The organism is Streptomyces sp. NBC_00203 (assembly GCF_045206325.1).
In the GTDB taxonomy this organism is placed as follows: domain Bacteria; phylum Actinomycetota; class Actinomycetes; order Streptomycetales; family Streptomycetaceae; genus Streptomyces; species Streptomyces lutosisoli.
On the sequence record NZ_CP108126.1, the window covers coordinates 10,055,477 to 10,069,589 of the forward strand.

Below are 14,113 nucleotides of genomic sequence, written 5' to 3' on the forward strand. Positions count from 1 at the left end.
AAGTCCAGGGAAGCGCAGGCCGGTTGAGGCCGCGCATGCCCCATTCCAGACGTACGCAAGGCACAAGGAGCCGCATGAAACGCAAGAAGCACCAACGCACCCACCGTGTTGCCCTGGCGGGCGCCGCCGGGTTGGCCCTCGCCTGCACGGGCGCAGCGGGGCTGGCCGTGGCGGCGGGCGGTCCCGGGCACGGTCACGGACAGGGGTCGACCCGTCCCACCGCGTCGGCCACGACCGGCGACGCGTGCGACGGCACCCTCTCCTACACCCAGCTCGACACCTCCGCGGCGGCCTCGACGAACACCCGGCATGTGGCCGTCGCGGATCTCGACGGGGACGGTACGCAGGACGTCGTCGCCGCCAACCTCGACGACAACTCGGTGACGGTCCTGCTGGGGCAGGGCGACGGCACGTTCGCCACCGGCACCACCTACGCCGTCGGCACCCACCCGTACCAGACGGCCGTCGCCGACTTCGACGGCGACGGAAGCCTCGACCTGGCGACGGCCGACTTCGGGGGAGCGCAGGTCAGTGTCCTGCTGAACGACGCGGTCGGCGGGTTCGGGGCGGCGAGCGCCCTGGATGTCGGCGAGGCCCCGCGCGCCCTGGCCACGGGTGACCTCGACGGTGACGGGAACGCGGACCTGGTCGTGGCCGAGCAGGGACCGAGCGCCGTACGCGTCCTCCTCGGCAACGGCGACGGCACCTTCGACGACCAGGGCGACACCTCGACCGGCAGTCAGCCGCACGGAATCGTGGTCGCCGACTTCGACGGCGACGGAGCCGCGGACGTCGCCACCGCCAGCGTGGGCAGCGACGGGGTGAGCGTCCTGCTCGGCGACGGCGCGGGGGCTCTGGGCACCGCCACCGACTACGCCACCGCCTCGCGCCTCTACTCCCTCACTCAGGGCGACTTCGACGGCGACGGCACGACCGACCTGGCCACCGTCAGCAACGGCTCCAACACCCTGGACGTCCTGCTGGGGGAGGGGGACGGGACCTTCGGGACCGCCGCCGCGTACACGACGCCGGGTCTGCCCGTCGCGGTCGCCGCCGGGGACCTCGACGGCGACGGCGCCTCGGACATCCTGGTCTCGTCCCTCAAGGGCAACTCCGTCACCCTCTTCCAGGGCTCGGGCGACGGCGCACTCACCCAGCTCGCCGAGCTGTCCGCCACCGGTGCCTATGACGCGGCGGCGGCCGACCTCGACGGTGACGGGGTGCGGGACATCGCGGTGGCGAACAGCACCGGGGGGCAGGTGGACGTCTTCAAGGGCGCCTGTTCGTAGCGGGAGTCCTGCCCTCCGGCGGCCGCGGCCGCCCCGGGACCGTCAGACCCAGCCCCGGTAGGGCCCGTCGACGAGCTGGAACACGGGCTGTCGGCGCACCGGGTCCTGGGCGGTGGCGAGTTGGACCCGGTCGCCGCTGTGGACGTCGGAGGGCGAGCCCATGACCCGGCCCCGGACGGTGAACCCCTCGGCCATCTCGATGAGGGAGACGTTGCGCGCCGCCGGGGTGTTGCGGTGGATCACGGTGGAGTGGCGCACGATGCCCGTCCCCGCGCTCGCCTCGGTCCGCAGGTCGCTGCCCGCGCAGACCGGGCAGAGGAGCCGCTGGTACATCGCGCTGCCGCACCAGTGGCAACGCTGGAAGAGGAGGGCGTCCGTCTTGTGCTCCGCGGGGGCCGCGTCGAGCATGTCCGGCGTGGCCCCGAGCCCCGGATGAAGGGCGATTCCTGGGTGGTACACGATGTCATCTCCCTGCGCTCGGCCGGAATCTGAAGGTGCCCGGATCGCCGTGCACGACCACAGAGTATGGCACTCAGTGCCACTCGTAAAGGCACTCGGTACCCTCAATCTGGTCGGAGCGGGGAGTGGTCAGTCCCGTCCGAGCGTGGTCTCGATCTCCTGGACGACGCGCCACATCGGCGCTCCACGCCGGGAGACGACGACCACCACGTCCTCCCCCTCCTCGTCCGCCGCGTCACCGGTCGGGCTCCCGAAGGTGTTCCGGACATACCCGAGCGCGTGGTCGACCGCCGCCGTCGCGTCGCCCTGCCCGTCCGAGCGCAGCCAGGAGCGCAGGGCGTTGTTGTGCGCGGCGACCACGGCCGCGGCGATGACGTCGGCCTGCAGCGTGCCGTCACGCCGGCCGGCAAAGCGCCCGCGCAGATACTCGGCGAGGGCGCGCTCGTACCGCCAGACGACCGACAGCTCGTACGCGCGCAGGCCGGGGACCTTCTTGGTGAGGCGGTAGCGCTGCACGGAGAACGTCGGGTTCTCGGCGTACATGCGCAGCACGAGCCGGGCGGCGTCGCAGACCCGCTGCACCGGGTCGTCCGCGTCGGCGCCGCCGCTCAGGAACGCCGTCATGTCGGCCAGGCAGCGCTCGTGGTCCGGGAAGACCACGTCCTCCTTGGACGGGAAGTAGCGGAAGAACGACCGGCGGCCCACCCCGGCGAGCGTCACGATGTCGTCGACCGTGGTCTGCTCGTAGCCACGCTCCAGGAAGAGCTGGAAGGCCGCCGCGACCAGGGCGTCCCGCATCGGCGGCTTCACGGTCGTCGCGTCGGCGGGCTCGCGGCGCCGGGGTCCCTCGTTCATGGACGGGAAACTAGCATCGAAGCGAGGGCGATGGCACTCAGTGCGCACCCAGGAGGGAACTGAGTTCCTTGTGGTGTTCGTCGACGTCACCGGCATGGTGTGTGGCCACCCCGGGGTCGGTGTGCGGCCGCCACGGGGGCCGGTGCGCGGCCGTCATGGGTGCCGGTGCGCGCCTGCTCGGAGGCGCGGCCGAGCGTTTCGGAGCCTCTGATTCCTCATGTGCTCCAAATGTGATCGACCGTGAAGTCATCGTGTATTCAACGAGGTTGACAGCGTCTGCGCGGTGATCGACTATGTGGTCGAGCTGTGACCCATGTGACCAATGGGTTCAGTGTTTCTTCGACCACTTCCCCCGGTGCGGCCCCCGGCAGCTGCGTGCTGCCCTGCTGCCGTCGACCGGGGTTTCGCATCATCAAGATGGGATCTGCATGTCCATAGCGAGACGTGTCACCCTTCGCTGCCTGCTGGGGACGGGCGCGGCGGCGCTCGCCCTCTCCGCGGCCACGACCACCGCCTTCGCCACCGACAAGCCCGGTGGCGACGGATGGGACAAGGCCGCCGGCGGTTACGCCCCCGGACAGGGCGCGGGGACGGCGACCGCGACCGATCGCTGCCAGTTCTCCCTGGACGGGACGAACTTCTACGACTCGGTCCGCGTCGACGACGAGAACCTCAAGCCGACCGACGACGGCAAGGTCCACATCAAGGTCCGCACGGCGAGCGACGCGAGCACCTGCACCGCCTCGCTGGCCGCGTACCGCACCCACGGCGCCACCTTCAAGACCTCGGGTGTCCAGGTCTTCCACGACTTCGACTCCGTCACGGTCAAGCCGGGTGCCACCGACTCGCTGGACATCTCGGTGCCGGACGCCGGCTGCTTCGCGCAGATCGACCTCTACCGTGGCGCCGTCAAGTTCGACGGCAAGTACGACGCCAACGACGGCTTCGAGCACGGTGACCTGCCCGCGGGTCCGGACCACGCGGTCATCAAGGACAAGCTGATCATGGCGTGGAACGGCGGCAAGAACGACTGCACGTCGCAGCCGACCACTCCGGAGACGACGCCGCCCGCCTCGACGACGCCCGCTGAGACGCCCGGTACCCCGACCGAGTCGACGCCCGCGACCCCGGCCACGCCCTCGGCGTCCGAGTCGTCCGCGACCCCGTCGGAGTCCGAGTCGAGCGCGTCGTCGGTTCCCTCGCCCAACGGCGGCGAGTCGACCACGCCCGGCGACCTCGCGGAGACCGGCGGCGGCAACACCCTGCCGATCGCGGCCGGCGCCGTGGCGGTCCTCGCGGCCGGTGCCGCGATCACCGTCGCCACCCGCCGTCGGCGCTCGACGGGCACCCGTTCCTGACGATCGCCGTCATCGGCCCTCGATGACCTGTTGACGAGCCCCGGCACTCGCCTCGTACCTGAGTGCCGGGGTCTCTTCTTTCGGCGCGGGCAGCCGGGGCGGCAACCTTCGCCCCGCGTGCGACCACTGACCGGGTGACCAGCAGTCGGGCACCGCATCGGGAGGTCGTATGAGAGCCGCAGGCAGGTTCAAGAGGGCAGCGCTGGGGGCAGCCGCACTGGCCGTGGGGGCGGTGGTGGTGCCGACGCAGGCGTCCGCCGCCGCGGCGCCGACCATCGTGGTGGCAGTGAACGGCGACGACGCGGCCGCCGGCACGCCGGATCACCCGTTACGGACCATCCAGAAGGCAGTGGACAAGGCGAAGCCCGGCGATGTCATCGCCGTACGAGGGGGGACGTACGCGCTCACGGACAACATCACCATCGCCACGTCGGGCACCGCGTCCCAGCCGATCACCCTGGGCGCGTACCCGGGCGAGCGCGTGGTCGTCGACGGAGAGGCGCTGCCGGCCAGCCACACACCCGTCGGCGGCAGCATCCCGCGTGCCGAGCGCGGTGCCCTCCACCAGGAGGCCTCGTACTGGCGGATCTCCGGCCTGGAGATCGTGAACGGCCCGTACGGCGTCTACTGCGACAGCTGCGACAACAACGTCTTCGCACGGCTCGCCACCCATGACAACTACGAGTCCGGCTTCCAGCTCCAGGGCACGTCCAGCAACAACCAGATCCTCGACCTGGACAGTTACGCCAATCGTGACCCGCGAAAGAACGGCGAGAGCGCGGACGGTCTGGCCATCAAGGAAGGCAGCGGGACCGGCAACGTGGTGCGCGGCGCCCGGCTCTGGAACAACGTCGACGACGGCTTCGACGCCTGGAAGTTCACCTCGCCGATTCTCATCGAGAACACCATCGCGTACGGCAACGGCTTCAACCGCTGGAACTTCCCCGACTTCGCGGGCGACGGCAACGGTTTCAAGCTCGGTGGCGGCAGCCCGGCCCCGGCGGTGGCTCACACTGTGCGCAACGCGATCTCGTTCCACAACGCGGCGCACGGCTTCACCGACAACGGCGATCCGGGTGCCCTCGCCCTGTCCCGCGACACGGCGTTCGGCAACCAGGGCACGGGCTTCGACGCCGACGTCCCGGCCTCGAAGGCGGTACTCACCGCCAACCTGTCCCTCGCGGACGGCCGCGCGGTCGCCCTCGCGTCCACCACCACTTCCAGCGGCAACTCATGGGACCTGGGCGGCACGTGGAACGCCTCCTCCGTCCTGAGCACGGATCCGAGCGCGATCACCGGCGCACGCGGCTCCGACGGCTCCCTCCCGTCCGCACCGGACTTCCTCGTCCCGCGCGACGGCACCGAGATCGGCGCCCGCTTCTGAGTGTCGATGTCGATGATCGAGGGGCTCAATGGTCGTTGCAGCTCGCCGACGGCGTATCGACGGGAACCGGACTTGTCTGGTGGGCCTGGAGCGCGAGGCTCACAAGGGTCAGCAGAAGGTCGATGTCCGTGTCGACTTCGAGGTGGATCGTCACCCACCGCGAGCCCGGCACCATCCGGACCGCGGTCGCGCCCTTGAGGTGGTCCTCGAAGCGGCGGATGGCCCGGACCGTGAGGTGCAGGTCGACGTCGTGGTCCGTATGGAAGTGGACGATCTCGCTCTGGGCCGAGCAGAGTGCTCGGCCCGTGCCGCAACTCGGCCGGGCCTCCGCGAGGTCCGGCCAGTCCGCCAGTCGCGTCATGGCTCTCAAGGCCAATGTCATGCTGCCATCATGACCAGCTCACCACGCGGCCACCAGGGATTGAGGAAGACGTAACCAGGCCGTAGCGCCCGAATGTCCGGATACGGGCTCGGAGTCAGCGAGCGCTACGGCGTCGGACGCCCTGGCCCACCGGGTCAGGCCGGGGTGACCTCGACCGGCAGCCTCTTGATGCCGTTGACAAAATTCAAGCGGACGCGCGCCGGGCCGCTTCGGCGGTCCGGCAGCATGTCGAGAACTCGGTGCTGCGCGGGTCGGACCTGACGTGGACCGGGTTCGTCGTGCTGTGGGTCGTGTGGATCTCCGGTGAGATGGAGACCCGCCGCGTCGCCGAGGAGGCCTTCGTCGCCGCCCCGCTGAGTGACGAGGAGTGCCGCACGATCGCGGACGCTCTGCGCCGGATCGTGGTCCAGGTCGAATCCCTGGGCGAGGAACGCCGCTTGGAACTGCTCGACGGCGCCGAGCCCGCCCCGCGGCGGAGCGGGCATCGGCCGAAGGGGTAGCGCCTGCTCTTTTCGGAACCGGTGCCGTCTCACGGCTTGCGCCGATGCCTCGTCCACGCCCAAGGGCGACGCCCGGCCCTGTGACGGGCGCGGTTCAGGGCCGGTCGAGTGCCTTGAGCTGCAGGGCGAGTACGAGTCTGATGTCGGGGTCGGCGAGGTCGATGCCGACGGTCTGCTCGATCTTGGTCAGGCGATAGCGCAGTGTGTTGGCGTGGACGTGCAACTGCTCGGCGGCGGTGCGGATGTTGCCCTGGTGCTCCAGCCAGGCGTGCAGCGTCGGGACGTAGTCCGTGCCGTGGGCCGCGTCCTCGGTCCTGCGGCGCATCCCGCCGCCCGTCGGCGCTCGTCGGCGCCGGACACCACCGCCCACATCGGCAAGGCGATCTCTCTCCGACTGGCGGAGGAGGGTGGAAAAGTTCTGTGCGCAGACCTTTCGGAGGAGACCGCGAAAGAGACGGCGGCGGAGATCACCGCCGCCGGTGGAGTGGCCGGGTGGCGCGGCGTCGATGTCTCCTCCAGCGTCGAGGTCGACGCGATGGTCGACGCCGTGGCCTCCCGCTGGGGAGGGGTAGATGTCCTGGTCAACAACGCCGGAGTCAATCTGCCGGGGCTGCTGCACGAAGTCCCCGACGACATCATCGACAAGACGCTCGATGTGAATGTGAAGGGTCAGTTGTACGGCTGTCGCGCGGTCATCCCGCACATGCTCGCCGCGGGCGGCGGCTCGATCGTGAACATCTCCAGCGTCAATGGTCTGGTCAGCGAGCCCTTTCTCACTGTTTACTCTGCGTCCAAAGGTGCCAGTGTGATGCTCACCAAGGGGGTGGCGCTGGACTACGTCAAGCAGGGCATCCGCTGCAACGTGATCTGCCCGGGATGGGTGGACACCCCCATCAACCACGCCCACGCCGAACTCCTCGGCGGCCTCGACCACGTCTACGACACCATCGACTCCTTCCAGCCCATCGGGCGTCCCGGGCAGCCTCGCGAAATCGCGAACGTGGCCCTCTTCCTCGCTTCCGACGAGGCGAGCTTCATGACCGGCAGTGTCGTCGCGGTCGACGGCGGCATGACCTCGCAGTAACCGCCGCACACCGTCCGCGCCGTACACCCTCCCAACCGGCCCAGCAGACAAGGGGATCACCCGTGGCTTCGGACAACACCCTGGACAAAACCGGATCGCCCGATCCGGTCGACACCGCAGCACCCAAGATGACCGATGACGAGGCCCGGCTCCACGAGCTCGGCTACGCGCAGGAACTCGAGCGCAGCATGTCGCCGTTCTCGAACTTCGCCGTCTCGTTCACGATCATCTGCATCCTCTCCGGCTGTATGACGCTCTACGGCTTCGGCATGAACACCGGCGGTCCGGCCGTCATGGTGTGGGGCTGGCCGATCGTGGGTCTCCTCACCCTCACCGTCGGCCTGGGTATGGCCGAGGTGTGTTCCAGCTATCCGACCGCGGGCGGCCTCTACTACTGGGCGGCCAAGCTCGCCAAGAGCAACGGCCCGGCCTGGGCCTGGTTCACCGGCTGGTTCAACTTCCTCGGCCAGGTCGCGGTCACCGCGGGCATCGACTTCGGCCTGGCGCAGTTCCTCAACGCCTTCCTGGACCTCCAGTTCGGCTTCACCGCCACCCCCGGCCACACGGTGCTCCTCTTCGGCATCACCCTGCTGGTCCACGCGCTGCTCAACGTGCGCGGCGTCAAGCTCGTCGCCCTGCTCAACAACATCAGCGTGTGGTGGCAGGTCATCGGTGTGGCGGTCGTCGTCCTCGCGCTGGTGTTCCTCCCCGACCACCACCAGTCGGCGGGCTTCGTCTTCGGGCACTTCGTCAACAACACCGGCTGGGGATCCGGCCTGTACGTCTCGCTTCTCGGCCTGCTGCTCGCCCAGTACACCCTGACCGGCTTCGACGCCTCCGCCCACATGACCGAGGAGACCCACGACGCGGCTCGCTCCGGCCCGCGCGGCATCGTCAACTCGATACTCGTCTCGCTGGTCGCCGGCTGGATCCTGCTGATCGGCGTCACTTTCGCGATCCAGAGCTACGACGGTGCGCTCGGCAGCAGCACCGGAGTGCCCCCGGTCCAGATCTTCCTCGACGCTCTGGGCGACACCGGCGGCAAGCTGCTGCTCCTCATCGTCATCGGCGCCCAGTTCTTCTGCGGAATGTCCTCCGTGACCGCCAACTCCCGCATGATCTACGCCTTCTCGCGGGACGGCGCACTGCCGGGCTCGAAGATCTGGCACCGGATCAGCGACCGCACCCGCACCCCGTCCAACGCGGTGTGGCTCGCCTCCGGTGGCGCCTTCCTCCTCGGCCTTCCCTATCTGATCAACCCCACCGCGTACGCCGCCGTCACCTCGATCGCCGTCATCGGCCTCTTCATCGCGTACGTCATCCCGATCTACCTGCGGCTGCGCCAGGGCGACGACTTCGCCGCCGGGCCCTGGAACCTGGGCCGGTGGAGCAAGCCCATCGCGGTGATAGCCGTCGGCTGGGTCGCCTGCGTCACCATCCTGTTCATGCTGCCGCAGGCAAGCCCGGTCACGGCCAAGACCTTCAACTACGCGCCGGTCGCGGTCGCCGTGGTAGTGGGCTTCGCCGGCGCCTGGTGGCTGCTTTCAGCCCGCAAGTGGTTCAACGGCCCCAAGGTCCAGGGCAGCGCGGCCGAGCTGGCCTCCATCGAACGTGAGCTCATGGGCGGCTGACGCGAGCTCATGAAGGGCGGCCGAAGCCCGCACGCGACGCCGAGCGGCCCCGGACTCGACAGTCCGGGGCCGCTCGGCGTCGCGGGACATCCCTACGGGATACGGGATCAGGCCATCCAGAAGAAGACCGCGGTCATCCGCTTGTCCTCCATGGTGCTGCCGCAGTACTCGGTGGCGCTGTGCATCAGGTTGGCGTTGTAGAGCAGCAGCCGGTTGTACCGGTGCGGTACGCGGATGTCCTCGACGAAGGAGTCCGGCGGGACGAAGCGCGTACCCAGCGCCTCGACCAGGTTGTTGTGCGGCGCGGTCACCACGTTCCCGCCGAGCCGGCCGCCGGGCAGGTTCTGCCGGTAGAAGCTGGTTCCGCAGTCCTTGGGAACGTTCGGGTTGAGATAGAGCACCGCGGCGTAACGGCAGAGCGCGCGTGAGTCGGTGTGGGGACGCGGCTCTCCCTCGTCCTTGCCGACCACCTGGATGCAGTTGTGGTTGAGGGTGGCGCCGGACGGCGTCGCCTGTTGCCACAGCTTCTGGGCGCCGGTGGCCTTCTTCACCAGCCGCTCTACGCGCGTCAACTCCTCCGGTTCGAGCCCGGGCATCGTCCGCAGACCGGGCCAGCTCTCCGACGTGTACGGAAAGCCCTTGACCCAGTCGTCCTTGGCGACGCACCGGGCCCGGACGGCGTCCATGTCGGGCAGCACATTGTCGAAGACCCAGTAGTCGCGATCGCGGGTGGGTTTCCGATAGGGGAGGACCGGGAGCGCCGGTGTTCTCGGAGGTTGTGGGGGCATGCGGCAGACCATATAGACGCGTGCGTCAGTGATCGCCAGAGACTTGGTCAATCTTCCGTCAACTCGGCGTGTTCGTAGGGCTGTCGGTCATCGAGGGCTTGTCGGACGCGCTCCGTGAGTCAGCTTGGTAATGGGATCCATTTTCATATAGCGTGGATCGTGCCAGCTCACCCACCCAGGAGAACCTCATGGCCGTCCCCAAGCGGAAGATGTCCCGCAGCAACACCCGGCACCGCCGCGCACAGTGGAAGGCCGCCACGACCCAGCTCGTGCCGGTCACCGTCGACGGCTCCTCGTACCTCGTCCCGCAGCGACTGACCAAGGCCTACGAGCGCGGGCTGCTGCGCCCGGAGGGCTGACGTGCGCGCCGCCTTCGTCGGCAAGGGCGGCAGCGGAAAGACCACGCTGTCGGCTCTCTTCTCCCGCCATCTGGCGCACTCCGGAGCTCCCCTCGTCGCCATCGACGGCGACATCAACCAGCATCTGGCCCAAGCCTTGGGTCTGGGCGACGACGAAACCCTCACCGCGCCGCCCCTCAGCGCACGCCTCAGCGAGATCAAGGACCATCTGCGCGGCGACAACCCACGCATCACCTCGCGCGAGGCCATGATCAAGACCACCCCGCCCGGACGGGGGTCACGCCTGTTGCGGCTGCTCGGCGACGACGCGGTGCACACCCACCACATCCAGGAGGTGGGCGGCGTACCGCTGATGGTCACGGGCGAGTTCGACGAGAGTGATCTCGGGGTGGCCTGCTACCACTCCAAGCTCGGAGCCGTGGAGCTCTACCTCAACCATCTCGTCGACGGTCCCGGCGAGTACGTCGTCGTCGACATGACCGCCGGCGCGGACGCCTTCGCCTCCGGGCTGTTCACGCGCTTCGACATGACCTTCCTGGTCGCCGAACCCACCCGCAAGGGTGTCTCGGTCTACCGCCAATACCGCGACCATGCCGAGGAGTTCGGCATCCCGATCGCGGTCGTCGGCAACAAGGTCACCGGTGAGGACGACCTTCTCTTCCTCAAAGAGCACGTCGGGGACGACCTCCTGACGTACTTTCAGCACTCCTCCTGGGTACGGGCCCAGGAGCAGGGACGGCCGCGGGGCGACCTGGAACCGCACAACCGCCACGCCCTGCGCCAACTGCGGACCGCGCTCGACTCCCGCACCAAGGACTGGACGGCCTTCCAGGAACACGCCGTCGCCTTCCATCTCCGCAACGCCGCGGCCTGGGCCGACCGGGCCATCGGCAGCGACCTCTCCGCACAGATCGACCCCGGCTTCCGGCACGGTCCGGACGCCCTCGGGCCGACCGCCGTCTGAGCACCGACCACGCGCCACCGAACCATCTAGCGACAGGACTGCCTTCTTCATGTCACTCGACGTCTCCCCGAAGCTGCTCGCCGAAGCCGAACACGGTCAGGTCCGCGAAGAGGACTTCGTGGAAACCGTTCGTACGTCACTGCCGTACGCGTACGACCTCATCGCCGGCCTGGTCGGTGAACTCCGGGACGGAGCGAAGGAGTTCGCCGACAACCACACCCCGCCGCCCTCCGAGAAGGAGCGGGGGCAGCTGTTGCGGGCGCTGGCCAGTGACGCGATCCGCGGCAGCCTGGAACGGCATTTCGGGGTGACCTTGGCCTTCATGAACTGCCACCGGGTCGCGGTCTTCCGTCCCGAGGCCCAAGGCGGAGACACCCACGCCCGGTTCACCTCCCTGCGTTCGCAGATCCTCAACCAGTCACCCGAGTTCCGCGACTGCTGACTCCCGTGAGCCACCGGTTCGTCGCCGGAGACGTCAGTCTTCGACGGATACGTCAGATCGGTGGCTCCGTGAGGGACTGCTCGGCCCAGATGATCTTCCCCGCCGGGGTGTAGCGGGTGCCCCACCGCTGGGTGAACTGGGAGATCAGGAACAGACCCCGGCCGCCCTCGTCGGTCGTCTTCGGATGGCGCAGATGCGGGGCGGTGGTGCCGCCGTCGGACACCTCGCAGATCAGGGCGTGTTCGGTGATCAGGCGCAACCGGATCGGGCCGGAGGCGTGCCGGATGGCGTTGGTGACGAGTTCGCTCACGACCAGTTCGGTGGTGAACGCCAGCTCGTCCAGGCCCCAGGCGGAGAGCTGCGCGGTCGTCGCCTTCCGGGCATCGGCGACCACGGCCGGGTCGAGCGGCAGGTCCCAGGTCGCGACCTGTTCGGTCCCCAGACGCCGGGTGCGGGCCATCAACAGCGCCACGTCGTCGTACGGACGTGTCGGCACGAGATCGTCCACGATGGTGCGGCACAGTCCCTCGAGCGGCTGCGGGTGCCCGGCCAGCGCGCGGCGCAGCCGCTCCCGGCCCGCCTCCGGATCCCGTCCGGTACGAGGAGTGGCGATCAGACCGTCGGTGTGCAGGGCGAGCACGCTGCCCTCCGCCAGGGTCAACTCGAGCGATTCGAAGGGCAGTCCGCCGACGCCGAGTGCGGGGCCGTGGGGGAGGTCGGCGAACGTCACGGTGCCGTCGGGGGTGACGATCGCGGGTGCGGGATGGCCCGCGCCCGCCATGGAGCACTCTCCGCTCACCGGGTCGTACACCACGTACAGACAACTCGCGCCCACCGCCTGCATGCCGCTCGTCAGGGTGTCCGCACCCTTGCCCTCCTCCCGGGCGGCGCGGCTGACCAGATCGTCGAGGTGGGCGAGCACCTCCTCGGGGGGCAGGTCCAGGTCGGCGAGGGTCTGCACGGCGGCCCGCAGCCGTCCCATCGCGGCGGCGCCGTCGATGCCGTGCCCGGCGACCTCGCCGACCACCAGGGCCACCCGGGTGCCGGACAGGGGGATGACGTCGAACCAGTCACCCGCGAGTCCTGTCAGTTCGTCGGCGGGCCGGTAGCAGGCGGAGACCTCCACCGCGTCCTGCTCGGGGAAGCGGTGGGGGAGCAGATTGCGCTGCAGGACAAGGGCGGCGTCGCGCTCGCGGGTGTACCGGCGGGCGTTGTCCACGCACAGGGCCGCCCGGCCGACGAGCTCCTCGGCGAGGCTCAGATCGTCCTCGTCGAACGGGTCCTGGCGGCCGCGCCGGAAGAACGAGGTGATGCCCAGGGTGATCCCACGGGCGCGCAGCGGCACGATCATGACACTGTGCAGCCCCAGGTCGAGGAAGGAGGCGGCCCGCCCGTCGAGGGCGCCCGTGGCCCACTCCCTGGCCAGCGGGTCCAGCCGCTCCTCGCGCCAGGACTCGCCGTCGGCCAGACACCGGATCGGGGGAGACCCGGCGGGGTAGCGCGCCACGTCGCCGACCTTCACGACGCTCTCGGGAACCCCGCCGCCCCGCACCGACTGATGCCCGGCGCGCCGCAGCGGCACCGCGTCCGTGTCGTCCTGTGGACCGGGCGCGGGTTCGACTCCCCGGAGGACGGAATCCAGCAGGTCCACGGCGACCAGGTCGGCCAGCCCCGGCACCGCCACGTCGGCCAGTTCCTGCGCGGTCTGCAGAACGTCCAGGCTGCGGCCGATGTGATCACCGGCCCGGTCGAGGAGAGCGAGCCGCCGCCGGGCGCGGTAACGCTCCGTGACGTCGACGACGGTGTAGTAGACGCCGATCGGGTTGCCGTGGTCGTCCTCCAGCCGGATGAACGACAGCGAATGGGCCGTCTCGCGGTGCGGCGCGGACCGTACCCGGCCCACATGCTCGTAGGCGACCACCGGATCACCGGTCTCCAGAGCCCGGCGCATCTGCGCCTCGAGCCGCTCGGCGTCCAGGCCGGGCTGCACATCGGCGAGCCTGCGGCCCAGCCGCTGCTGCGGCGGACCCCCGCCGAACTGCTCCAGCGCCGCGTTCGACCACACATACCGCAGGTCCGTGTCCACGATCGCGATGCCCACCGGAGAGCGCGTGGCCATCCGCTCCAGCACTGACCGGCTCATGTCCCAGCCGGGACCGCCCTCCAGATCCGCGAGCAGCACCACCCAGTGCGCGGGGCCGTCGCTGTGCTGGACCGGAACGACCCGCACCATCAGCAGGACCGTGTGCCCGTCCCGGTGCCGCACGGACATCAGCCCGGTCCAGCTGCTGCCTTCGCCGCACCCCTCGGTCAGCTCCGGGATCCGCGCCGCGTCCTCGGGGAGCAGCAGATCGGCAGCGCGCCGTCCCAGCACCTCGGCGGCTGGGTACCCCAGCAGCCGCTCGGCGTCCGCGGTCCAGCTGGTGATCGCCATCCGGGCGTCGAGCAGCAGTGGCGCGGCGTCCGCCATGTCGAAGCGCCGACGGGCCAGCACATCTCGTTCCTCGCTCGCACCCACTGCGACCCTCTCCGCTCCCCGAAGGTGGTCTTACCCCGTGGTGCCCATTCTTCACGTTGTATGACCAGTGCGCGGGCTGTTCCGGCCTGTCTGATCGTAT

Annotated in this window: 15 protein-coding genes; 9 read left to right on the forward strand and 6 right to left on the reverse strand. The window is 69.7% G+C overall.

Going from position 1 to position 14,113, the window contains the following annotated elements; all coding sequences use genetic code 11:
- Positions 1-74 precede the first annotated feature (74 nt).
- Positions 75-1,289 (forward strand): FG-GAP repeat domain-containing protein, encoded by a 1,215-nt coding sequence (locus OG975_RS44595; protein WP_406335432.1) that lies wholly within the window; start codon positions 75-77, stop codon positions 1,287-1,289.
- Positions 1,290-1,331: 42 nt separating this feature from the next.
- On the opposite strand, the gene OG975_RS44600 is transcribed toward OG975_RS44595, so the two are convergent.
- Both OG975_RS44600 and OG975_RS44605 read right to left on the reverse strand, forming a co-directional pair.
- A complete protein-coding gene (locus OG975_RS44600; RefSeq protein ID WP_406336731.1) occupies positions 1,332-1,697 on the reverse strand; it encodes a Zn-ribbon domain-containing OB-fold protein in 366 nt (121 codons plus the stop codon).
- 180 nt (positions 1,698-1,877) lie between these two features.
- Positions 1,878-2,546, reverse strand: coding sequence for a TetR family transcriptional regulator (locus OG975_RS44605; protein ID WP_406336733.1), 669 nt, complete (start codon positions 2,544-2,546; stop codon positions 1,878-1,880).
- Positions 2,547-3,031: 485 nt separating this feature from the next.
- Here OG975_RS44605 and OG975_RS44610 point away from each other — a divergent pair, with 485 nt between their 5' ends.
- The gene (locus tag OG975_RS44610) at positions 3,032-3,961 is read left to right on the forward strand and encodes an LAETG motif-containing sortase-dependent surface protein (RefSeq protein WP_406335433.1); all 930 of its coding nucleotides are present in this window, start codon (positions 3,032-3,034) and stop codon (positions 3,959-3,961) included.
- Positions 3,962-4,130: 169 nt separating this feature from the next.
- Positions 4,131-5,345 (forward strand): right-handed parallel beta-helix repeat-containing protein, encoded by a 1,215-nt coding sequence (locus OG975_RS44615; RefSeq protein WP_406335434.1) that lies wholly within the window; start codon positions 4,131-4,133, stop codon positions 5,343-5,345.
- A 25-nt stretch (positions 5,346-5,370) separates the two neighbouring features.
- Here OG975_RS44615 and OG975_RS44620 read toward each other — a convergent pair whose 3' ends face one another.
- The gene (locus OG975_RS44620) at positions 5,371-5,727 is read right to left on the reverse strand and encodes a luciferase family protein (protein WP_406335436.1); all 357 of its coding nucleotides are present in this window, start codon (positions 5,725-5,727) and stop codon (positions 5,371-5,373) included.
- Positions 5,728-5,909: 182 nt separating this feature from the next.
- Here OG975_RS44620 and OG975_RS44625 point away from each other — a divergent pair, with 182 nt between their 5' ends.
- Positions 5,910-6,227 carry a hypothetical protein gene (locus tag OG975_RS44625; protein WP_406336735.1) on the forward strand — a complete coding sequence of 106 codons (318 nt, stop codon included), beginning with the start codon at positions 5,910-5,912 and terminating at the stop codon, positions 6,225-6,227.
- Between the two features lie 94 nt (positions 6,228-6,321).
- Here OG975_RS44625 and OG975_RS44630 read toward each other — a convergent pair whose 3' ends face one another.
- Positions 6,322-6,552 carry a PucR family transcriptional regulator gene (locus OG975_RS44630; protein ID WP_406335437.1) on the reverse strand — a complete coding sequence of 77 codons (231 nt, stop codon included), beginning with the start codon at positions 6,550-6,552 and terminating at the stop codon, positions 6,322-6,324.
- Between OG975_RS44630 and OG975_RS44635 the strand changes: the two genes are divergently transcribed.
- Entirely contained in the window at positions 6,523-7,311 is a 789-nt protein-coding gene (locus OG975_RS44635) for an SDR family NAD(P)-dependent oxidoreductase (protein WP_406335439.1), read from the forward strand. The two genes, OG975_RS44630 and OG975_RS44635, sit on opposite strands and share 30 nt — an antisense overlap.
- A gap of 128 nt (positions 7,312-7,439) precedes the next feature.
- Positions 7,440-8,942 (forward strand): amino acid permease, encoded by a 1,503-nt coding sequence (locus OG975_RS44640; protein WP_406336736.1) that lies wholly within the window; start codon positions 7,440-7,442, stop codon positions 8,940-8,942.
- Positions 8,943-9,049: 107 nt separating this feature from the next.
- On the opposite strand, the gene OG975_RS44645 is transcribed toward OG975_RS44640, so the two are convergent.
- On the reverse strand, positions 9,050-9,730 hold the full coding sequence (locus OG975_RS44645) for a DUF6445 family protein (RefSeq protein ID WP_330309494.1): 681 nt from the start codon (positions 9,728-9,730) through the stop codon (positions 9,050-9,052).
- A gap of 188 nt (positions 9,731-9,918) precedes the next feature.
- Between OG975_RS44645 and rpmF the strand changes: the two genes are divergently transcribed.
- The 3 genes from rpmF to OG975_RS44660 are packed head-to-tail and all read left to right on the forward strand — an operon-like array spanning position 9,919 to position 11,495.
- Positions 9,919-10,089: a 50S ribosomal protein L32 gene (gene rpmF / locus OG975_RS44650; protein WP_406335440.1), complete on the forward strand. Its 171-nt coding sequence runs from the start codon at positions 9,919-9,921 to the stop codon at positions 10,087-10,089.
- Between the two features lies 1 nt (position 10,090).
- Positions 10,091-11,053 carry an ATP-binding protein gene (locus OG975_RS44655; RefSeq protein WP_406335442.1) on the forward strand — a complete coding sequence of 321 codons (963 nt, stop codon included), beginning with the start codon at positions 10,091-10,093 and terminating at the stop codon, positions 11,051-11,053.
- A gap of 49 nt (positions 11,054-11,102) precedes the next feature.
- On the forward strand, positions 11,103-11,495 hold the full coding sequence (locus OG975_RS44660; RefSeq protein ID WP_327434199.1) for an SCO5389 family protein: 393 nt from the start codon (positions 11,103-11,105) through the stop codon (positions 11,493-11,495).
- 52 nt (positions 11,496-11,547) lie between these two features.
- Here the strand turns inward: OG975_RS44660 and OG975_RS44665 are convergent, their stop codons facing one another.
- Complete coding sequence (locus OG975_RS44665; RefSeq protein ID WP_406335443.1) at positions 11,548-14,013, reverse strand: SpoIIE family protein phosphatase; 2,466 nt, start codon at positions 14,011-14,013, stop codon at positions 11,548-11,550.
- Between the last annotated feature and the right edge of the window lie 100 nt (positions 14,014-14,113).